Origin of the sequence: Paenibacillus sp. FSL R7-0652, assembly GCF_038595045.1 — a bacterium.
Taxonomy (GTDB): Bacteria; Bacillota; Bacilli; order Paenibacillales; family Paenibacillaceae; genus Paenibacillus.
The window spans coordinates 165,480-186,874 of the sequence record NZ_CP152001.1; the positions used below are offsets into that span (position 1 = coordinate 165,480).

A 21,395-nucleotide genomic window follows, 5' to 3' on the forward strand; every position below is an offset into this window, starting at 1 on the left:
TATGTACACCATTAGTAAAGGAGTTGTGCGCAGATGAGTGACCGCACCTCGAACCGGATTTTCGATATTATTAATATCACCTTTATTACTTTGTTTGTTATATTCTGTCTTGCTCCGTTTCTGCACACCATTGCCATATCGATGAGTTCGAACCGGGCCATTACATCAGGTGAAGTAACGATCTTTCCAAAAGAGTTCACCTGGGATGCATATGGTCAAGTATTTTCAGATAGTTCCATGATTTATTCCCTAGGATTTACAACGATCCTTACAATTATAACCACTTTCTGCTGTATGTTGTTTACCATTGCTGCAGCATACCCGTTGACAAAGAAAAAATTAAAAGGCCGCAAGCTGTTTATGTACATCATTATCATCACGATGTTCTTCAGTGGTGGTATCATTCCTGAGTATTTGTTGATTCGTGACCTTCATTTGCTGAACTCGGTATGGGCGTTGATTCTACCCGGGCTGGTGAGTCCGTTTAACCTGATCATCCTGATCTCTTTCTTCCGCGGAATACCGGATAGTCTGGAAGAGTCTGCCGAGATTGACGGAAGTTCTCATGTGCATACACTCTTTAAAATTATTTTGCCACTGTCCTTGCCTGTCCTTGCTACCTTGGCTCTGTTTTATGCGGTTGGACGCTGGAATGGCTTCCAGGATTCATTGATGTACATTACCGATCCGAAATTATATCCTCTGCAGCTGAAGCTGTATCAGATGGTGCAGAACAACATGGTAAGTGAGCTCACATTGATGGAGGGTGCAAGTCGTACAAGGTTAACACCAGAGAGCCTCAAGGCGGCTACGGTTGTTTTCGCAACAGTACCGATCCTGCTCGTGTATCCATGGCTGCAAAAGTATTTTGTTAGCGGCGCAATGCAGGGAGCAGTTAAAGGTTAATTCGCATCCCCTTACACACAAACATCACAATCGGGGAAGGAGAAGGAATGTATTATGCAGGGAATTGACAAGGGAGAATACTCATTCTCGACATGCTGGAATATCAGGAGGCATCCTGTTGGTGAGAACATGATTCGAGAGATCAAAGATCTCGGATTTCACCGGGTGGAACTTAACTATAATGTAACGAAGGAGATGCTCACTACCATTGAGCCGATGATCGAGCGAGGAGAGATTGGGGTGTCCAGTGTACACAATACCTTCCCTCATGATCCTGATCCTGACTATGGAACGGATTCCGTGCTGCTCGGTTTCGAGGATGAAGTGAAGCGTAAGCGGGCCATTGATCTGCTGGTTGGATCGGCAGAATATGCACATCGTTATGGAGGGGAAGCTGTCGTGGTGCACCCTGGTGAGGTGCCTTTCCCTCATGACATCAGCAAGGACCTGGAGAAGCTGTACAGGGAAGAAGGGACCGATTCGCCGCAATATCGCAGCAAATGGGCGGAATTGATGGAACGGCGCGAAGCCTTGAGTGCAGGATATATCGAGAAAATAATCGTCAGTCTGGATGAGGTCTGTAATCGGTCCGTATCCAAAGGATTAAAGGTCCGTTTCGGAATTGAGACCCGCTCAAGACCCCAGCAAATCCCTACTCTGGCCGAAGCGAAAACAATCATTCAGGCTCTCAAAGGTGCTCCAGTTGGCATCTGGTATGATACAGGTCATGCAATCATGATGGATCGATTAGGGCTGTATGACAGTGTGGGTGAGATGCAGGGGTTAATGGATGATATCGTTGGTGTTCATATTCATGAAACGCTGGGATTATCCGATCACTGGTGCCCGTATGTTCACAGTAAGGATATGCACTTCTATGATGCATACCTTCCGATGATCCGCAAGGCACAGGTGAAGGTATATGAATTGAAATCAGCGTGTGAGCCGGATGCTATTCACGAAAGTCATCATCTGCTGATGCAGAAGCTCGATGCGTTAGAAGCATAGGTAAGTAAGCGATAAGATCGGTTGGCTTGGGCTGTTAGAGCGCACAGCCTTCTGATCTTATCTTTTGAATAGGGACGGATTGCATAAATGAAAAAGCTTTTAGTTTTTATGCATGGAAGGGCCTTGAATGGAGGGAACGCAGATGTACAGACAACTGGTAGAAAGCAATGACAGAGCGGCAGAACGAGGGATGACCCGGCAGATGCTTGATGCGGAGAATCGTTACTATGGCGGAACGATTGATCCTTCTACAGGCGTGGCCTGGGTGAATCATACGACAGGAACACCGACAGATATGTGCTTCTGGGGTGCCGCCCTTTCTAATCCTGATTCGAAGTATTACCGGGATGAGGCTTTGTTAGAAAGACTGAGATTGGCGAGTGAATTTGTACTGCGTCAGCAGCATCATGATGGCTCCATCTCACCTGGCTGGACCAACTATCATTCTCCGCCCGACACTGCGTTTGTCGTTGTAGGGTATTCGCAGCTGTACCAGCTTCTGGACCAGCAGGGTTGGGCTCCATTGAAGCCTGTTCTGGATAATATGCGCCTGTTCCTGGAACGGACAATTCCGGTGATGTTAACAGGAGGCTGTCATACACCAAACCACCGCTGGGTGCTGTGCGCCGCGCTTGGTTTCCTGCATGAAATCTTTGGTATAGAAGCAGCCGTGCAGCGTGCAGAGCAATGGTTGGCGGAAGGCATTGATATTACACCAGACGGCGAATGGACGGAACGCAGTAACGGAATCTACAATGCGGTGAGTGATATTATGCTGATCCATGCAGCCCGTCTGCTGGACCGCCCTGAACTGCTGGAGCCGGTACGGCTGAACCTTCGGATGATGGTATATCTGGTACACCCGGCGGGTGAGATTGTGACGGATTATTCAGGTCGTCAGGATCTGGGCAGCATCCATGATTTGTCATCCTATTACCTGCCTTATGCCATCTTGGCACGGTTGGACGAGGACCCGATTTTTGCAGGTATGGCAGCTTGGGCAGACAGTACGCTTACAGATCCGGGTGTATGTTCGGTGAATGCTCTCGTTCGACTGCTGCTGGAACCCGAGCTCCAACAGATCGATGGAACAACGGATGCGCTTCCGGTTCAATATGAAGTGCTGATCAATGAGCACTTTGTGCGTGAGAATTATGTGAGCCAGATGGAGAATGTCGGTCATCATGGGCAGATATCGCACAGCCGTATGCACACAGATTTCGGTGCCCCGGTTGCCCGAATCCGTGATGAGGAGACTAGTGTAACCGTTATGACAGAGGTTCCGCCATTTTTTGCACTTCGTCACGGCAGGGTACGTCTGCTCGCGGTGCAGCTGGCTTCTTACTTCAACCCGGGTTATATACCGATGCAGAGGATGACCCGTGTTCCTCAAGGATATCAGTTGACCGGTGAACAAAAGAAAGGGTATTACGGCCCTGTTCCTACGGGAGATTTACCGGCATCGGCTTCCTCAGCCATCAGTCCGTGGTATTTGCTCCCTCATCAGAGCCGTGCACTTACACATGAGCAGACATTCCGCGTTGGTGCCGAGGTAGTGCAGACAGAAAGCGGCGGCTGGACAATGCATCTCACCGGAGAAGAGCCGCAGGACATCATGATGCAGTTATCCTTTGTGTTTGGAAGCGAAGGCGAACTCAGCTGCGAGGATGGTATAGAAGCAAGTGATGGAAGCATTTTGTGGAGAGGCGGCAAGCTTCGTTACAGCTGCGGAGAAGACTGGCTTGAGATGGACGGAGGCGAAATGGGGCATCTGTCAGCATCGGTCCGTGAAGCCAAAATGCCGGAGAAGTGCAAAGTTGTGCTGGTTAACTTCATGACTCCGTTCGATAAAACATTAAATATAACGCTATCTCCTTCACTGGAGAAAAAAGATTAAATTTCAACTTCTTGAAGATATAATTGATTGACAGAGCATCTGAAATATAGACGGCATTTCATTCATGGAACGGATGAGATGCTGTCTTTATTTATTTGTATTTTTTTCATAAACGACATGAAACTACATATAGCGAAGAGGGCCTAAAGATGTGGTATACTGAAGAGTATGAATGAAAGCAAAGAGGAGGTGCCTTGCAAGATGAAGGGCAAGCTAGTGCGGACCGAGGGTCACCTTGCCAATATTATACCGATTCACTTGGATGCTTCTTTCTTTTTTGAAAGAGCTGTCCGCTCGCTGGACCGTAATCATGTCGACAAGGCATTGAAATATTTTCGCAAAGCTGTTGAATACGAGCCGGACAATCCGGTGAATCATTGTAATATGGCGGGTATATTATCAGAGAAGGGGGACTACGAGGCCTCCAACGCTATTTTGGCCAACGTGCTGGATGTGGTCGACCCGTCCATGACCGAATGTTATTTCTATATGGCAAACAACTACGCCAATATGGATCGTTTTGAGGAAGCTGAGCGTGCGCTGGTGACTTACCTGGAGGAAGATACGCAGGGCCAGTTTATGACTGAAGCCGAAGAAATGATGGAACTTCTATATTATGAGCTGGATCGCCCGGCTAAAATAAATCGAATCAAGTCACGCAAAGGTGTCGTGGAGCATGATCAGGCACGTGAACTGCTCGAAGAGGGCAAGTTTGCCCAGGCTGCAGAGCTGCTCGAAGGCATGTCACCCGATTATCCTGATTATTTTGCCGCCCGTAACAATCTGGCTCTTGCTTATTATTATATGGGGCTCTTCTCCAAAGCAAAAGAAACCATCGCCGAAGTACTTGAACAGGAACCAGGCAATCTGCATGCACTCTGTAATCTGGCCATCTTCTATCAGAATGAGAATCGGACAGATCAGGTACTGCTGCTGATCAAAAAATTGCGTGTGATCGTGCCGTATCAGCATGAACAGGTATACAAGCTGGCTACGACGATGGGGATTCTGGGACAGCATGACGCGGCATATGTTCATTTCCGCAGGCTTCTCAAGAATGAAGAAACGGCGGCTGATCCGGCCCTTGCGCATTATGCTGCAGTGGCGGCGTACAATACAGAACGTTATGACATTGCGAAGCGGCTGTGGCATCATGTAAACAAACTTGACCCTGGCTCAGAGGTGTCTCGTTATTATCTGAATGGTCTCGAGGCGGTGCTTCAAGGCTCACAGGAGCCAAATATGCTGAGTTATCACTATCATCTGCCTTTTGATGAGCAGTTCAAGCAGTGGGAGGACTACGGCAGCGGCATTCCGGAAGAGATGAAAAATGATCCGTTGATTCGTTCGTCGTTTTTCTGGGCGCTGCGGCACGGGGATCAGGCAACCAAACTGCAGGTTATACATGCGCTTGGAATGATCGGAGATTACGAGGTGCAGCAGGCACTGCAGTCATTTATTGAAGAGCCTGGTGAAGAACCAGCCCTTGTTAAGGCTGCAGAGGATGTCTTAAGTAATCTGCGAATGGCGGAGCCTCATGGACAGGAAGCTAAAGTGTCCAGACCTTTTTCCGGTGAAACTCTTCACTCTATACGTGCAGTGGAAAAAGCAGATCGTTCAGGCAGTCAGTCAAAAACGGGAGCCTCGCCCCACTGGCAGGTTGTCGTTGATCGGGCGCTTCAGATGTCTGAGGCCAAAGCCGAACTGCAGCAGGAAATGGAACGGCTCTGGGCAGACTATGTCTCGAGAGTCCATCTGGAGTTGTCCGGATCAAAACAGATCGAAGGATGGGCCGCAGGACTGGAGTATCTGGCTTCGAAAAATCACAGCCGGCCTGTTACGTATCAAAGCATTGCCGAACGTTACGGCATATCTGCAGCAACCGTCAGCAAGTATGCGAGACAGCTTAATCAGATATGCGGCATGACCCCGCCAAAAGGGTAAGTACAGCGATTTAACTGTAAAGACGAGGCGAGGTTTAGTTCATAAGCATGGTTCTCCGGAGGAGAAGGATACATTAACCGGGAAAACGGGTAAACTTAACGAATAGGTCTCAAAATGCCTGTAGGATATCATCTTGACAAGTTATTCGTGACCATTACACACTCTCAACCTGATGAAGGAGGCTGTATCTATATGTCTAAATACAGAACGATTGTGATCGGAACCGGACCCGCGGGTCTGACAGCAGCGATATATCTAGCTCGTGCGAATCTGAATCCGCTGGTGATTGAAGGTCTCCAGCCAGGTGGGCAGTTAACGACGACGACAGAAGTTGAGAATTTTCCGGGCTTCCCTCAAGGCATCATGGGGCCTGAACTAATGGACAACATGCGAAAACAAGCGGAGCGTTTTGGTGCGGAGTTCAAGAACGGCTGGGTGGAAGAGGTCGATTTCAGCAAGCAGCCTTTCAAAGTCAGCGTTGGCGGAATCGGTGAATTGGAGGCAGACTCCATCATCATCTCCACAGGTGCTTCAGCCCGTTATCTCGGCATTCCGGGAGAGCAGGAGAACGTAGGACGTGGAGTAAGTACATGTGCAACCTGCGACGGATTTTTCTTCCGCGGTAAAAAGATTGTTGTGGTGGGCGGCGGTGATTCGGCGATGGAAGAAGCAAGCTTCCTGACTCGTTTTGCTACAGACGTTACATTGGTTCACCGCCGGGATGAACTCCGTGCATCCAAGATTATGCAGGACCGGGCCCGAAGCAACGAGAAGGTAAAGTGGGCGTTAAACCGTACGCCGCTTGAAGTTGTGCCTGAAGCGATGGGAGTCAAAGGTTTGAAGGTGCGCAACAATGAGACGGGTCAAGAAGAGCTGATTGAAGCAGATGGTGTATTTGTTGCGATCGGGCACACACCAAACACCGGATTCCTTGGTAATGCCATCACACTGGATGAGCACGGCTATGTCGTGGTTAAGCCTGGTACAACCGAGACCAATATTCCAGGTGTGTTTGCTTGTGGAGATGTGCAGGATACGAAATATCGTCAAGCGATTACAGCGGCGGGTTCAGGATGTATGGCGGCGATGGATTGTGAGAAGTTCCTGGAGGGAAGCATCGTTCACGATTGGAGTGAAACGCTGGATAAGTAACAAGCATGACATCCCTATGGTTTGGAATAAGCTAGTCATAAGAGACAACGGGAAGTCTCATAAAGTGAGAGAAGCCGGAGGGCTTCTCTTTTTTTGAAACGATGGCGGGCATGGATTCGTATACATAAGGGGTATATTAGCTGTGAGGTGAAGATGTTGGGGGAAATGATAAAAGATTGGCTGCAGAACGCGACAGTTAGGCGGTTTTTGATCCTGCTGTTGTTCTGTTTAATTTTGTTCAGTATGGGGAGTATGCTTCATATGATTCTGCTGTTGTTCCTGGTGACTTACGTCATGAACAGGCTGCAGCACCTCATTACAAGAGGGTTGAATCGCTTTTTTCCGGTTAATTATAAAGTCGTGGTCATTCTGCTGTATATGATCGTGATTGCCGGGATCGTGCTGGGTATATCCAGATATTCACCACGGATTGTGGATCAGGTTGTGCAGCTGACAAATGAAATTATGAAGTTTCTTGACACAGCGGATGGTGATAATGTTGCCTCCAAGATCGCTGGTTATCTGCAGTCCTTTGATATCAAAAATTATACCAACGAAGCATTGAAATACATTTTTGCCTTGAGCAAATGGCTGGAATTCATCCTGCTGGTTATTATTTTGAGCCTGTTCTTCCTGCTGCAGAAAAAAGAAATCTATAAATTTACGTCCAAGTTCAAAACGAGCAAAATTGGCTGGTTCTATAATGAAGTAGCGTACCTGGGCGACAAATTTGTATCTTCTTTTGGTAAAGTCATTGAAGCACAGCTGCTTATTGCTGTATTTAATACGGTGCTGACGATGCTCGGATTGTGGATTTTAGGCTACCCTTATCTGTTCGCATTGACCATTATGGTCTTTCTGCTTAGTCTGGTGCCTGTGGCGGGGGTTATGATCTCCCTTGTACCGCTCTGTCTGATCGGGTATCAGATGGGCGGACTGCAGATGGGTATCATCGTGATTATTATGATCATCATCATTCACGCACTGGAAACGTATTTCCTGAATCCAAAGCTCATGGCGCACAAAACTAAACTGCCGATGTTTTACACCTTTATCGTCCTGATTCTGTCGCAGCATTTCCTCGGAATCTGGGGCTTGATTATTGGTATTCCAATCTTTGTCTTCATGCTGGATATTCTGGATGTAAACAAGATGGAGAAAACCGATGAGCCTGTACGTGTGGAGACGAAGCTGTAATTCATGTTTAACTGAATGGCAACCCAAAAACGCCTCCAGTGTTTTGCTGGAAGGCGTTTTTGGGTTGCCGAACGAAGGGAGGTTCTTGTTTCCTGCAGTAGATTGCCTGTGCTCACAGCCAGCCTTTTTCTTCCGCTATAGCGACAGCTTCCATCCGGTTCTTGGCGTCCAGTTTGGCAAAGGCCTCTGACAAATAATTGCGTACAGTTCCATAAGACAGGTGCAGTGAAGCGGCGATATGATTGGCGTTCATGCCGGTTGCCGCCAGTTTCAGGACTTCCTTTTCCCGCTCCGTGAGCGGATTGACTGATTTGGCTGCACCAAAAACAAGCTCTGGCGATACTTCACGGCCTCCATTCATGACACGGCGGATAGCTTCGGCCAGACGGTCACTGGGTTCGTCTTTGAGCAGATAGCCCTGCACGCCTGCCTGTACGGCTCGCTCCAGAAATCCGGGGCGCGCAAAGGTTGTGAGAATGATGATGCGGCAGGTCAACCCAAGCTGCTGCATCCGTTCAGCAACATCTAATCCGCTCATGACAGGCATCTCAATATCCATCAGACACAGGTCGGGCTGTAGTGAAACGATACGCTGCAGGGCTTCCTCCCCGTTTCCGGCCTCACCAATGACCTCGAAGTCATCCTCAAGATCAAGCAGGGAGGCTAAAGCCCCCCGAAGCATACGCTGATCCTCCGCGATCAAAATACGAATCATACGGACACACCTCCTTGCGGTTTGTTTACAACGATAGGGAAGAAAAGTGCCAGCCGGGTGCCTTTGGTATCCGAGTCGATCCGGAGGGAGCCATCAATAAGATGAAGCCGTTCCGACATGCCTTTCAGGCCATTACCCTGCTGCTGGTCCATGGATATGCCTGTTCCGTTATCTTGAATTGTAATATATATCCCATCTGTTTCTCGCTTCAACAGAATCAGGCTCCAGGTTGCCTTGCTGTGCTTCACAATATTAGTTACAGCCTCAAGCAGACACAAGCTGACCATATTCTGAGTCAAATCGGGTACATCACTGCAGCTCTCCTGCTGAGCAGACAGCTGCAGCTTGATATCTGCGCTGCGCAGCATTTCACTGGCATCGGCTAGTGCTTCTGCAATACTAATTGCTCGCATATCGGAGACAAGCTGCCGCACTTCACGCAGTGCAGCCCTGGAAGTGCGTTCGATCTCGCGGGCTTCCTGGATTGCTCGTTCCGGGTTTTTGGTGATCAGCTTGGTTACCAGTTCACTTTTCAACGTAATCAACGAGAGTGTATGTCCCATTGTATCATGCAGGTCTCTGGCAATGCGCATCCGTTCCTCGCGTTTAATCAATTCTTTGATATGCTGCTGTGCTTCATCAAGTTTGGCTTCGAGCTGCTGCCGATCAAGCATGGTCCGAATGCCGTAGGGAGAGACCAGCATAATGATATAAAAGGGAGCGAAAAACAACAGCTGTCCGGTGCTTAGCTGGTTCTGAACTGTAGCGATAGAGATCGGAATCGTCTGAATGATGGCAAATACCAATAAAAATAGTCGGAAGAGCCGCTTTTCGGTATACCACCCGATGAAATTGGCAGTAAAGAATGCTAGAAAAAACATGTTCAGATCAACGAACAGAGTTAGAATCAGAACACATAACATCTGCAGCACAAGCCAGTAGGAAAAAAGAAGTTTTCCTGCTGTCATATACAGCTGGCGATAGGTTAGAACAAACACAATAAAAGCAGTAATTCCGATGTATTGCTCATATCCATGAGCGTTCGCCAGGTAATAAACCGGCATCACTAAGTAGATCATCCAGATGTACGGATAAATTCCGAATCGTTTGGGGAAAAGCTCAAATCCTTGACGCATGTGCCGAGTTTACGCCTCCTTCTGTCTGCTGCGGATATATGTGGATAGTAACATAAATACCGCTAGATAGCCTCCTAAAAGAAGGATGTCCCGCAATTGCGGCATATCACCACTGATAATGACCCATGCACCATTGCCAAAACTATAAGAAGGGAGCCAGCGGCCAATCTGTGCAAGCCATTCTGGCATCACGTCAAGCGGCATCCACATCCCTCCGAGCAGGGCGAGGGAGAGATATATGGCGTTGCTTAATCCACTCGCCGTATCTACTCGGCGCAGCGTGCCAATGCATGTGCCTAGGGCAAGAAAAGGCAGGGAGCCTGCAAGAATCCAGAGTGCAGAACCGACCCACTGTGAAAAAGTAAGAGAGACACCGTTAATCAAGTAACCTGATGTGAAGATGACTATAATCGAGCATATGTGGATGAAGGTCTGGCCGATCATTTTGCCTCCAAAATAAATGGAATTCGGGAGCGGCGTAACCCTCAGGTAAGTAACCCAGCCATGGGCTCTTTCCTGCACGAGGCGAATGCCTAGAGTCATAATGGACGAGCCCATCACACTGAAGCAGGTCATGGACATGAGATAATGTGCATTCCAGGCCTCGGCATCTACAGCGTCTGTTGTAAATATACGTGTATATAGAATGTAAAACAGGACCGGTATCAGCAAGGACCAGAATACAAAGTAGACGTTGCGGATCATTCGAACCATCTCCGCACGGGATTGGGCAATCAGCATGGACATGTTACTGCTCCTCCTTCGCTTTATTAATCATCGATGCATAGGCATCGTCCAGCTGTCCGGCTTCAATGCGGATATCCTGAACGGGAAGCTGCATCGTTATAATCTGGCGAATCAGCGCGTCGGTGTCTTTACTATGAAGAATGCACCGATTCTGGTGATACTGCACGCGATCTACGCCGGACAATTTTTCGATCCAGGTTTGATTTTCAAGAAAAGGAGCATAGGTGAAGGACAACATTCGCTTGGTCATACCGCTTTTGATCTGCTCAGGCGTTCCGTCTGCGGCAATAGCCCCTTCATTAAACAGAATAATCCGATCAGCCGCTTCATCGGCTTCCTGCAAATAATGCGTGGTGAAGACTACGGTCTTGCCCTGCTGTGCAAGGGTTCGAATCTTGGCCCAGAATGCTCTGCGGGTCTCTGAATCCAGGCCAACAGTAGGCTCGTCGAAAAAAAGAATGTCGGGGTTGCCGGTCATAGCCAGAGCAAAATTCAGACTGCGCTTCTGTCCCCCGGACAGCTTCTCTGCTCTTCGGTTCAGATCAGCCGGGGCAAGCCCGGTTAATTTCTCAAGTGATGCAGTATCAAGCGGAGCCGGATAGTAACTTCGTACCATGCGAATAATCTCGCGTACGGTAAGGAAGTCCATCACACTGACATCCTGCATCATGACGCCGATTCGCTGCAGCACCTGCTTGTGACCCGGGGGCATGCCAAGAATGGTAATTTCGCCTGCAGAAGGGCTGGTAAGACCCAGCATCATCTTGATGGTGGTCGTTTTGCCTGCACCGTTGGGGCCAAGAATAGCGGTGATTGATCCTCGGTTTATTTTGAGTGAAACTTGGTGGACAGCTTGTTTATTTCCGAACTGTTTGCTGACATTATCCAGCTGTATCACAGTTTTAGGTGAATTCATGTATCATCACGTCCTTCGTCTGGTCAAATGTTATACATTTATCTTACTTGTGAGGACGTGAAGGGTTTAGTAAACATTGTCATGAATATCAGATGACAATTGTCATTTTGTATGAATGGAACGCGTGACGATGAAATATCATGAGTTGAGAGGATTCCTTTTCTAATAGGGAGGGAGGAAGCGAGGCATTTTAATAGAGTACAGGAAGAATGTATACGTATTCAAAAAGGGAAGGTGATATCGTTCACAACCCTGCCAAAGCATGATGTGCGTGAGGTCTTCTCGTCTTGACCCCGGCGTATCCTTCAATTATAGTTGGTACGTAGGACTTAAACTATTTTAGATAGATAAAGGTGGCTTGCAGCATGTCTGAGAAAATCTACGTTGGGGTCGATCTCGGCGGAACAGCAATCAAGGTCGGTATATGTGATGATCAAGGTCAGCTTATGCATACGTATGAAGGACCGACTGAAGTGGATCAGGGCGTTGACACGGTTATCGCCAACATCGAGAAGTATGTCCGTCATATTGTAGCCGAATCGCCATACAGCTGGGAACAGCTTGAAGGTGTCGGTGCAGGAGTTGCCGGTTTCACGAATGTACGCGAGGGGATTATTGTTCATGCTCCTAACATCGGATTTCGGAATGTAGCCATTCGTTCGGTTCTGGAAGAACGTCTGGGCAAGCCTGTCAAAATAGATAATGATGCGAATGTTGCTGCTCTCGGTGAAGCTTGGGCTGGAGCAGGCAAGGGTGTAGACAATTGTGTATGCTTTACACTCGGTACAGGCGTTGGCGGCGGTCTCATTCTCAATGGTAAGATCTATCAAGGTTTTTCCGGTATGGCAGGGGAACTGGGACACATCAGTGTGGTGCCCGATCTGGAAGCGATCAAGTGCGGCTGTGGCAAAATGGGGTGTGTGGAGACGGTATCGTCTGCAACGGGAATCATTCGAATGGCGAAGGATGCCGTAGAGCGTGGCGACCATACGTCACTTGCTTTGGTAGACAAAATTGCTGCCAAGGAAGTATTTGATGCGGCCAAAGCGGGTGATGAAGTAGCCCTGCGGATTGTAAACCGTGCGGCATACTACTTAGGTAAATCCATGGCAACAGTAGCAGCGGTACTGAATCCGGAATTGTTCATTGTTGGCGGTGGTGTATCCAAAGCGGGGGATTTCCTGTTTGATGAGATCCGCACCGTGTTCGCTCAATTGACGCCGGAGCCGCTGCAGCAGGGTGTTCAGATTTTGGAAGCTACACTGGGGAATGATGCAGGTATCGTAGGTGCGGCAGGTCTCCTCTTGCGTTCGTAGTAACCTCGCAGCACGATAATCCGACAGCAATATGATAAGGAGGGGACATTTATGCTTGACGGTGAAGGCTCACCAGGCACAGGCGCCACGCTCATTATCATTACGGGTATGTCCGGAGCGGGTAAAACGATAGCTGTGCAGAGCCTGGAGGATCTGGGTTTTTTCTGTGTGGATAATTTACCGCCTGTTTTGATTCCCAAATTCGCGGAACTGATTGAACAGTCCAATGGCAAGATCGGTAAAGTAGCACTTGTTATCGATCTGCGGGGACGGGAATTTTTCACGGCATTGTCCGAGTCTTTGAATTATATCAAGGACCATTTTACAATTCATTGCGAAATTTTATTTCTGGATGCAACGGATTCTGTGCTGGTGCAGCGTTATAAAGAGAGCAGACGCAGACATCCACTGGCACCCGAGGGCATGCCGCTCGACGGGATCAAGCTGGAGCGCAAAATGCTGGAGGAGCTCAAAAATTCAGCAACACAGGTGCTGAATACCAGCACGATGAAGCCAGCTCAATTGAAGGAGCGTATCATTTCGCGTTTCTCACACCTGGAGAGCCGGATGCTGTCGGTGAATATAACGTCTTTCGGGTTCAAATACGGTATCCCGATTGATGCAGATCTCGTATTTGATGTTCGTTTTTTGCCGAACCCGCATTATATTGATCATTTGCGGCCAAATACGGGGCAGAATAGTGAAGTATATGAATACGTCATGAAATGGCCTGAAACACAGGCGTTTCTGACCAAGCTGCTGGATATGCTGCATTTTCTGATTCCGCAATACCGGAAGGAAGGCAAAAGCCAGGTTATTATTGGAATCGGCTGTACCGGAGGCAAGCATCGTTCGGTAGCGATATCGGAATATTTGGGCAAAATGCTCGGAAGCAGTGAGACTGAAGCTGTTACCGTAAGCCATCGCGACGCTGACCGGGACCGTCATTGAAGAGGGTGAAGGGATGAAAGAGGCCGGACCACGTAGAGAACGTCCGAGAATCGTTGTAATGGGCGGTGGAACCGGGTTATCCGTGATGCTGCGCGGTTTGAAGGAAAAACCGATGGATATCACGGCCATTGTTACGGTTGCAGATGACGGTGGGAGTTCAGGCATCCTGCGCAGTGAGCTTCAAATGCCGCCTCCAGGCGACATTCGTAACGTGCTTACTGCGCTTGCAGATGTTGAACCACTGCTTTCGGACATGTTAAAATATCGTTTCAACACAGGCGCGGGGCTTGCAGGCCACAGCCTGGGGAATTTAATATTGGCTGCAATGACGGATATATCAGGCGACTTTGTAACCGCTGTGCGGGAGCTTAGCCGCGTGTTTGCCGTTAGGGGTCAGGTACTTCCTGCAGCAGGTCAGGCTGTTGTGCTGCATGCCGAGATGGAGGATGGATCGATTGTTACAGGCGAGTCCAAAATCCCGGAAGCCGGCGGACGCATTAAACGCGTTTTCCTTGAACCGGATCACGTGGAGCCGTTGCCAGAGGCTGTAGAGGCAATACGCCAGGCTGATGCGATTCTGATTGGCCCCGGCAGTCTCTATACAAGTATCCTTCCGAATTTGCTTGTGCCCAAACTGGCAGAAGCAGTTGTGGAGGCAGATGCAGTGAAGATGTTTATCTGCAACGTAATGACACAGCCGGGTGAAACCGATAATTATACGGTAAGTGATCATCTTAAGGCTGTTCACGAGCACATTGGGCATCAGCTTTTTGACTACGTGATCGTAAACAATGGGGATATTCCGCTGCAGGTGCAGAATAAATATGCGGAAAAAGGTGCAAAACCGGTTGTACTTGATATGAATGTACTTAAAAGCTCAGGGTATCAGGTTGTTGCAGACACGCTGGTTCTGTTCAAAACCTATCTGCGCCATGATGCTGATAAGCTCAGTCATCATATTTATCAGCTGGTTCAAAATTGGATGTTACGGAAGAGGTGAAGTCCCATGTCATTTGCAGCACAAACCAAAAAAGAATTAACGATGATCGAGAGTGAAGCGTGCTGCGAACAGGCGGAACTTTCAGCCCTCATCCGTATGCTAGGTGCGGTGCAGTTATCGAATAAAAAAGTCATCTTGGATATTTCGACGGAGAATGCTGCGATCGCAAGAAGGGCATACTCTCTGCTTAAAAAGCATTTTCAAGTGCATACGGAATTGCTGGTTCGCAAGAAAATGCGGCTGAAAAAGAACAATGTATATATTGTTCGTGTTCCGACGATGGTTCAGGAGATTTTAAAGGAGCTCCGAATTGTTTCCGAAGGGTTCCTGTTTACGCCAGGCATTAACGAAGAGATGTTGAAGAAAAACTGCTGTAAGCGGGCATATCTTCGCGGTGCCTTTCTGGCAGGAGGATCGGTAAATAACCCGGAAGGTTCGTCATATCATCTGGAGATCGCCTCGATGTATGAGGAGCACTGCCAGGCCCTAGTGGATCTGGCCAATGAATTTCATCTCAATGCCCGGTGTATAGAAAGGAAAAAAGGATTCATCCTATACATTAAGGAAGGTGAGAAAATCATTGAGCTGCTCAGCATCATAGGAGCTCACCAGGCCCTGTTCAAATTTGAGGATGTGCGAATTATGCGGGACATGCGTAATTCGGTGAATCGGATCGTTAACTGTGAGACAGCCAATCTGAACAAGACGATCGGGGCAGCGGTCAGACAGATTGACAATATCCGATTACTGCAGAAAGAAGTAGGTTTGGAGTCGCTGCCGGATAAGCTGCGTGAAGTAGCAGAGGTCAGGCTCGCTCATCCAGATATCAATCTGAAGGAAGTTGGCGAATTGCTGAAGGGTACGGTGAGCAAATCAGGAGTGAACCATCGACTGCGGAAAATTGATGAATTGGCTGAGAAAGTGCGTGCAGAACGATACAGTTAACCGTTTGTGAAGAGAATGTGACAGCTGCTTTCTGCCCGCAGAAGCAGGCTGCGTTTTTTCTTCTAGTGTCCTGCACCGGTTAATGGTATAATGTTGTATAAATATAATTGTGTATTTAATGTCCAGATTTTATAATAGGGGGTAAGTTTCTATGACAAAGCACCCGGTAGTTGTCCGTTTGAAAACGGGTCTCCATGCCAGACCTGCGGCACTGTTCGTGCAAGAGGCGAATAAGTACTCATCTGAAGTGTTCGTCGAGAAGGACGATAAAAAAGTGAATGCAAAAAGCATCATGGGAATCATGAGCCTTGCGATCAGTACAGGTACGGAAATCCAGATCAGTGCAGAAGGCGCGGATGCCGATCAGGCTGTAAACGCTTTAGTTAGTCTGGTAAGCAAGGAAGAGCTTGAAAACCAATAGTATTTAACACCAGTGAACGAATGAAGAAGTCCCGCAAGGGGCTTTTTTGCGTTTCATATAAAATTGTATATAATCAGCACCGTCAAGTGCAACATTATGGAATTTGTCCCGTCTGTTAAGGTATCAAATCGCTTCAAGTTTGAGAAGTTAACATAATGAGGAGGCTAATCATAATGGCTAAACAATGGATGAAACCGTTTGGTGCAGTGCTTGTGGCCAGTTCGCTGCTGGTTGGAGGGACAGCGTATGTTGCTCCAGGAAACTATGCGTATGCAGCGGAAGTTCAGGGAGTTCAGCAGAATGTCATTAATGTTGTAGGTAAAGGTGAGATTCAGGTGAAGCCGGATATTGCTTATCTCTCGATCGGTGTGAACAGCGCAGCCGAGACTGCAGCATCAGCCCAAAAAGCGAATGCCGCTAAAATTCAAAAAGTGACCAATCTGCTGAAAAACACTTGGAAGATCAATGCAGATGATATTCAAACAAGCCAATTCTACGTGCAGCCGAACTACACGTACAATGAGAAAGATGGACAAAAAGTCAAAGGATACACAGCACATCATACATTGACGGTGACATACCGCGATATGGACAAGATTGGCGAACTGCTGGATGCAGCATCCCAGGCGGGAGCTAACAATATTGAGAACGTACGCTTCACGGTAGAGAATCCCGAGAGATACGAATCCGAGGTAATTGCCAAGGCTGTAGCCAATGCAGATGTAAAAGCAGGAGCTATTGCCAAAGCGGTTAAACGCGAGCTCGGCACAGTGCTTTCGGTAAGTCAGCCAGACGCTAATGTCCCCGTGCTCTATGCGAACGAAGCTTTGATGTCCAAATCAGAAAGTGATTCTAACGCAGGCACGCAGATCGAAGCCGGTCAGGTCAAAGTGAGCACCGTTCTGAATATCACTTATGAGATGAAATAATGAAATCTGCCCCATCGCAGACTTGAAATGATTAAATATCAAGATTTTAAAATAATGACAAAAGTACTGCCGCTCAGGCAGTGCTTTTTTTGTTGCACATGCACACTTTGAGGAAGCGAGCGAGCGCTTCGTACGGAAAGCCAACAGAATGGTGGGGAAAATCGTGTCGTTTTTGTCTATTTGTTCGTGACAAAATGTTCATTTTCTGCTTTTTTTTCAGCATGATTTTCATCAACATTGTAACTGGAGATGTAAACCTTTCCGAAAGAGGGTTAATTATAATAAAGAGGTAAGCGTATGGCCTATGCAATCTAAACTATATTTTTACATACGCAATAAACCTATTGGAATATCAGAGAGGAGTTTTTATAGATGAAAACATGGAAAAAGTGGACGAGTGCATTATTGGCAGCAGGTGTAATTATGGGAGGAAGCACCGCATGGGTGGACCAATCTGTTCAAGCGGCATCCGTATCTTCCAAAGTAACCGCACCAGCTGAGGTGACGCTAAAATCAGGTGGTAAAACGCTGACGCAAAAAGGCCTGCTCCAAGGTGGTTCGACATGGGTGTCACTGACAGCGGTTAAGGATGTGGCGGGTGGTACATTGAAATATGATGCCAAAACGAAGTCATACACGGTTACCGCGGCGAATAACGCCATGACCGTTAGTCTGATGGATGGGCAGCCAAACGTGTATATTAACGGTTTTTATCCTCAGGTGGAAGCAAAATTGATCCAGGGCCGGTTGTATATTCCCTTCTCTGCCATGAGAGATTATTTGGGCGTGCAGGGCAGCTGGGATGCCAAAACGAAAACATTGACCCTGAGCAAAGTGAAGCAGAACAACGTGAAGGTGAAGTCAACAAAAGTAAATATGACGGTTAAAAACGCGGAGGTGGATGTTCAGTATCCGCAGGTGAGCGGACTGGCGAGCAAAGAGGCTGAAGCGGCAATCAACAAAGTGCTCAAAGATGAGGTGGATAAGGCAGCAGCTGCTTTTAAAAAACAGACGTCTGAATTCGGCGGAGCTACGGCGGAACGCCCATATGCATTCGAAACGTCGTATGTGGTGACTTATAATGAGAACGGCGTGCTGGGTCTGATTACGCAGCGTTACGAAGACTATGCAGGAGCGCACGGTATGACGTATCGCACAGGGCACACATTTGCACTCGATACAGGTAAGGAATTGACGCTGGATGACGTGATTGGAAACAGCAAATCCATGCGTGAAACCATCAGCAAAAAAGTTGGCGAGCAGCTGAAAGCGAACACGGGATATTTGAGCGGCTACAAAGGTCTCAACAAAGATCAGGACTTCTATGTGACCCCATCTGGTGTAGTGGTGTTCTTCCAGCTGTATGAGTACACAGCATATGCCGAAGGTTTTCCTGAGATGAAATTCACTTATAAGGAAATTCTGCCTAAGGGTACTGAACCATTTGGCAGTGCCGCATCCGACAAGTAAGTAAGTAAGTAAGTAAGTAAGTAAGTAAGTGGGCTGTAAAATCGTCTAAGCTACGCTCAATTAACAGCACTTATTCTTTCTTCTCGCAAAATATAAAATAAGAAGCCCCTCTCACTATATTGTGAAAGGGGCTTCTTATTTGTACAGACAGCACACTCCAGTGGCGAGTGGTGATGCTGTCTCGCTGCCAGACATAAACGCGGGGCGGACTCACCATATATTGGTGAAGCCCGCCCCGGGATAACACTGCAAGCCTACAGGCCGCGAATTAGATGCCTTGGGAGCCTACATTTTGGATTACTTTATCGATGATACCGTAATCGGCTGCTTCAGCAGCGCTCATGAAGTAGTCACGATCTGTATCTTTTTCGATGCGTTCCAGTGGTTGGCCCGTACGTTCAGAGATGATGCGGTTGAGCGTATCGCGCATTTTCAGGATGCGGCGTGCACGGATTTCGATATCCGATGCTTGACCTTGTGCACCACCGAGAGGTTGGTGGATCATAATTTCACTGTTCGGCAGCGCGAAACGTTTGCCTTTTGCACCGGCATTCAGCAGGAATGCACCCATGGATGCCGCCATACCTACGCAGATTGTAGATACATCCGGTTTAATGAACTGCATTGTATCGTAGATTGCCATACCCGCTGTGATCGATCCGCCTGGGCTGTTGATGTATAAGTGAATGTCTTTCTCCGGATCTTCGGCTGCCAAGAACAACATCTGTGCCATGATGGCATTCGCCACAACGTCATTCACGTCGCTGCCAAGAAAAATGATACGATCCTTCAGCAATCTGGAATAAATATCATAGGCGCGCTCACCCCGGTTGCTCTGTTCAACGACCATTGGAATATAACTCACGTGAAAAACCTCCTCGGAAATGTAAAAGTTAAATTGGTGTTTATACTTAAACTGTTACCGTATTAACCACATCATAAACAATCTCAAACAAAAAGTCAAAGAAAGTCAAACTAACTTTGAAAAAAAAGAAACCTTTCCGGTTTCGTTGGTTAATTGCATTATGAGCTGTTAAAACTTAGATGGCGCGCCCGCCAAGAATCGAACTTGGATCTCAGGCTTCGGAGGCCTACGTCATATCCATTGGACCACGGGCGCAAATAATGTGACAGCAATAATGATTATAGCTTATGAAGTGGTGAATTGCAAGCTGCTGCTTGTAGTAAAGGGCGCATGATTTTTTGGCAGTCGATAAAATTATCATTCTTCTATACGGGCTATAAGCTGTTTTGCAGGTGGTTTGAATTGCTTCGGATATGATCATGATAATTAAGAATGGATAAAGCTTGGGTTTAGGTACATGCTATAAGAGGTTTTGGACATGCCATATGAAATATGAAGGTTGCAAGATATAGATGAGATTGATGTCCTTCTTCTATATATGGTGTGAAAACTCATATTTTATCCTCATGAGCAGAGGTTGTGAAAATAGGCGCGTACAGAAGCCTATGAACGTGTCGAAATAAGCATTCGAAACACTTGCATATCGCGTCAGTTTTAGGTAGAATGAACGTGGGACTTAAAAAGTTAACCCGGGACATTTTAGGGCCATGAAAGAAGCTTGGAGCGAGAAGCTTGCGGGAGTGGAAAGCATGCGAACGATTTTAGAAGTGCAAAAGCAGCTTCTGCCTGATCTCATGGATGTCTTGAAAAAAAGGTATACAATTCTGCACCAGATCATGTTATCGGATGTGATTGGGCGTAGAACGTTAGCCAATTCCATGCAGATGACCGAGCGGGTTCTGAGAGCTGAGACCGATCTGTTAAAGGCTCAGGGACTTATCGAAATTGATAGCGCCGGTATGAAGATCAGTGAGGCGGGTTCCAATCTGCTGCAGCAGTTAGAACCTGTCGCGAAAGAGCTGTTTGGATTATCCGAGCTGGAAGAGCGAATCAAGCAAGCCTACGGTCTGCAAAAGGTAGTTGTCGTTCCCGGTGATTCGGACGTATCTCCTTACGCCAAGAGGGAACTTGGAAGGGCCGGAGCAAAGGCTCTCGGCAGTATTATGAGTGACAACGACGTTGTCGCCGTTACGGGTGGATCTACAACGGCTGAAGTCGCTGAACAACTCACGCCACCTACTTCGCTTAAGGGTGTCTGGTTTGTACCAGCGCGCGGCGGACTGGGAGAAAGCCTGGAAATTCAGGCCAATACGATCGCATCCACGATGGCAAAGCGGGTAGGAGCCCAGTATAAACTCCTGCATGTACCGGATTTGCTTAGTGACCATGCCTATGAATCACTGATCCAGGACCCGGGTGTTCAGGAGATTTTACAGCTGATCAGGCAATCACGCATTGTGATCCATGGTATTGGTGATGCTGTGGAGATGGCGAAGAGACGCAAGCTTGCACCGGAGATCATCGATGAACTTCAGGAACAGGGTGCTGTATCGGAGTCCTTCGGGTATTACTTTAATGGTCAGGGTGAGGTGGTACATACCATGCTTACACTGGGTATGCGGCTTCAGGATATCGAACGCACTGATGTGGTGATCGGCATTGCGGGCGGCAAGAGCAAGGCGGCTGCCATTCATTCCGTACTGCGTTTCGGTCAGGAAGATATTCTGATTATAGATGAGGCTGCGGCCGAAATCATCGTCGCTGAAATGGAATAGGTTGATCATCAGAGACGACCTTTTTCTTCACACAAATTTTGTTGTCTTGACGGACTTCACCGTCTGTCTTGAATATATAGTTTTATCAAAAAATTAAATCAAAAC

Annotated in this window: 19 protein-coding genes and 1 tRNA gene; 14 read left to right on the forward strand and 6 right to left on the reverse strand. The window is 47.7% G+C overall.

Going from position 1 to position 21,395, the window contains the following annotated elements; genetic code table 11:
- The first annotated feature begins 33 nt into the window (after positions 1–33).
- The 6 genes from MKY97_RS00805 (at position 34) to MKY97_RS00830 (ending at position 8,104) form a co-directional block, all read left to right on the forward strand.
- Positions 34–906, forward strand: a complete 873-nt coding sequence (locus tag MKY97_RS00805; protein ID WP_342553687.1) for a carbohydrate ABC transporter permease — start codon at positions 34–36, stop codon at positions 904–906.
- A 54-nt stretch (positions 907–960) separates the two neighbouring features.
- Positions 961–1,914 (forward strand): TIM barrel protein, encoded by a 954-nt coding sequence (locus MKY97_RS00810; RefSeq protein ID WP_342553688.1) that lies wholly within the window; start codon positions 961–963, stop codon positions 1,912–1,914.
- A 142-nt stretch (positions 1,915–2,056) separates the two neighbouring features.
- On the forward strand, positions 2,057–3,811 hold the full coding sequence (locus MKY97_RS00815; protein ID WP_342553689.1) for a hypothetical protein: 1,755 nt from the start codon (positions 2,057–2,059) through the stop codon (positions 3,809–3,811).
- 201 nt (positions 3,812–4,012) lie between these two features.
- Positions 4,013–5,755 (forward strand): tetratricopeptide repeat protein, encoded by a 1,743-nt coding sequence (locus MKY97_RS00820; protein WP_342553690.1) that lies wholly within the window; start codon positions 4,013–4,015, stop codon positions 5,753–5,755.
- A gap of 192 nt (positions 5,756–5,947) precedes the next feature.
- Positions 5,948–6,907: a thioredoxin-disulfide reductase gene (gene trxB, locus MKY97_RS00825; RefSeq protein ID WP_342553691.1), complete on the forward strand. Its 960-nt coding sequence runs from the start codon at positions 5,948–5,950 to the stop codon at positions 6,905–6,907.
- Between the two features lie 165 nt (positions 6,908–7,072).
- Positions 7,073–8,104 carry an AI-2E family transporter gene (locus MKY97_RS00830; RefSeq protein ID WP_342553692.1) on the forward strand — a complete coding sequence of 344 codons (1,032 nt, stop codon included), beginning with the start codon at positions 7,073–7,075 and terminating at the stop codon, positions 8,102–8,104.
- 112 nt (positions 8,105–8,216) lie between these two features.
- Here MKY97_RS00830 and MKY97_RS00835 read toward each other — a convergent pair whose 3' ends face one another.
- The 4 genes from MKY97_RS00835 to MKY97_RS00850 are packed head-to-tail and all read right to left on the reverse strand — an operon-like array spanning position 8,217 to position 11,618.
- The gene (locus tag MKY97_RS00835; protein ID WP_342553693.1) at positions 8,217–8,819 is read right to left on the reverse strand and encodes a response regulator transcription factor; all 603 of its coding nucleotides are present in this window, start codon (positions 8,817–8,819) and stop codon (positions 8,217–8,219) included.
- On the reverse strand, positions 8,816–9,955 hold the full coding sequence (locus MKY97_RS00840; protein WP_342553694.1) for a sensor histidine kinase: 1,140 nt from the start codon (positions 9,953–9,955) through the stop codon (positions 8,816–8,818). The genes MKY97_RS00835 and MKY97_RS00840 overlap by 4 nt, the downstream gene beginning before the upstream one ends.
- A gap of 9 nt (positions 9,956–9,964) precedes the next feature.
- Complete coding sequence (locus MKY97_RS00845; protein ID WP_342553695.1) at positions 9,965–10,702, reverse strand: ABC transporter permease; 738 nt, start codon at positions 10,700–10,702, stop codon at positions 9,965–9,967.
- 1 nt (position 10,703) lies between these two features.
- Positions 10,704–11,618, reverse strand: coding sequence for an ABC transporter ATP-binding protein (locus tag MKY97_RS00850; RefSeq protein WP_342553696.1), 915 nt, complete (start codon positions 11,616–11,618; stop codon positions 10,704–10,706).
- A 365-nt stretch (positions 11,619–11,983) separates the two neighbouring features.
- Here MKY97_RS00850 and MKY97_RS00855 point away from each other — a divergent pair, with 365 nt between their 5' ends.
- From MKY97_RS00855 to MKY97_RS00885, 7 genes are all read left to right on the forward strand, one after another.
- Entirely contained in the window at positions 11,984–12,934 is a 951-nt protein-coding gene (locus MKY97_RS00855) for an ROK family glucokinase (protein ID WP_123066169.1), read from the forward strand.
- A gap of 51 nt (positions 12,935–12,985) precedes the next feature.
- On the forward strand, positions 12,986–13,885 hold the full coding sequence (rapZ, locus tag MKY97_RS00860) for an RNase adapter RapZ (protein ID WP_342553697.1): 900 nt from the start codon (positions 12,986–12,988) through the stop codon (positions 13,883–13,885).
- A 13-nt stretch (positions 13,886–13,898) separates the two neighbouring features.
- The gene (locus MKY97_RS00865) at positions 13,899–14,885 is read left to right on the forward strand and encodes a YvcK family protein (RefSeq protein ID WP_342553698.1); all 987 of its coding nucleotides are present in this window, start codon (positions 13,899–13,901) and stop codon (positions 14,883–14,885) included.
- Positions 14,886–14,891: 6 nt separating this feature from the next.
- The gene (whiA, locus tag MKY97_RS00870) at positions 14,892–15,830 is read left to right on the forward strand and encodes a DNA-binding protein WhiA (RefSeq protein WP_342553699.1); all 939 of its coding nucleotides are present in this window, start codon (positions 14,892–14,894) and stop codon (positions 15,828–15,830) included.
- Positions 15,831–15,981: 151 nt separating this feature from the next.
- The gene (locus MKY97_RS00875; protein WP_342553700.1) at positions 15,982–16,251 is read left to right on the forward strand and encodes an HPr family phosphocarrier protein; all 270 of its coding nucleotides are present in this window, start codon (positions 15,982–15,984) and stop codon (positions 16,249–16,251) included.
- A 173-nt stretch (positions 16,252–16,424) separates the two neighbouring features.
- On the forward strand, positions 16,425–17,180 hold the full coding sequence (locus MKY97_RS00880; protein WP_342553701.1) for an SIMPL domain-containing protein: 756 nt from the start codon (positions 16,425–16,427) through the stop codon (positions 17,178–17,180).
- 372 nt (positions 17,181–17,552) lie between these two features.
- Positions 17,553–18,650 (forward strand): stalk domain-containing protein, encoded by a 1,098-nt coding sequence (locus tag MKY97_RS00885; RefSeq protein ID WP_342553702.1) that lies wholly within the window; start codon positions 17,553–17,555, stop codon positions 18,648–18,650.
- 268 nt (positions 18,651–18,918) lie between these two features.
- Here MKY97_RS00885 and clpP read toward each other — a convergent pair whose 3' ends face one another.
- Together clpP and MKY97_RS00895 are read right to left on the reverse strand one after the other, a co-directional pair.
- Entirely contained in the window at positions 18,919–19,515 is a 597-nt protein-coding gene (gene clpP / locus MKY97_RS00890; protein ID WP_090924795.1) for an ATP-dependent Clp endopeptidase proteolytic subunit ClpP, read from the reverse strand.
- 180 nt (positions 19,516–19,695) lie between these two features.
- Positions 19,696–19,770: transfer RNA gene (locus MKY97_RS00895), tRNA-Arg, on the reverse strand.
- 494 nt (positions 19,771–20,264) lie between these two features.
- Here MKY97_RS00895 and MKY97_RS00900 point away from each other — a divergent pair.
- Positions 20,265–21,290: a sugar-binding domain-containing protein gene (locus MKY97_RS00900; RefSeq protein ID WP_342553703.1), complete on the forward strand. Its 1,026-nt coding sequence runs from the start codon at positions 20,265–20,267 to the stop codon at positions 21,288–21,290.
- Positions 21,291–21,395 lie beyond the last annotated feature (105 nt).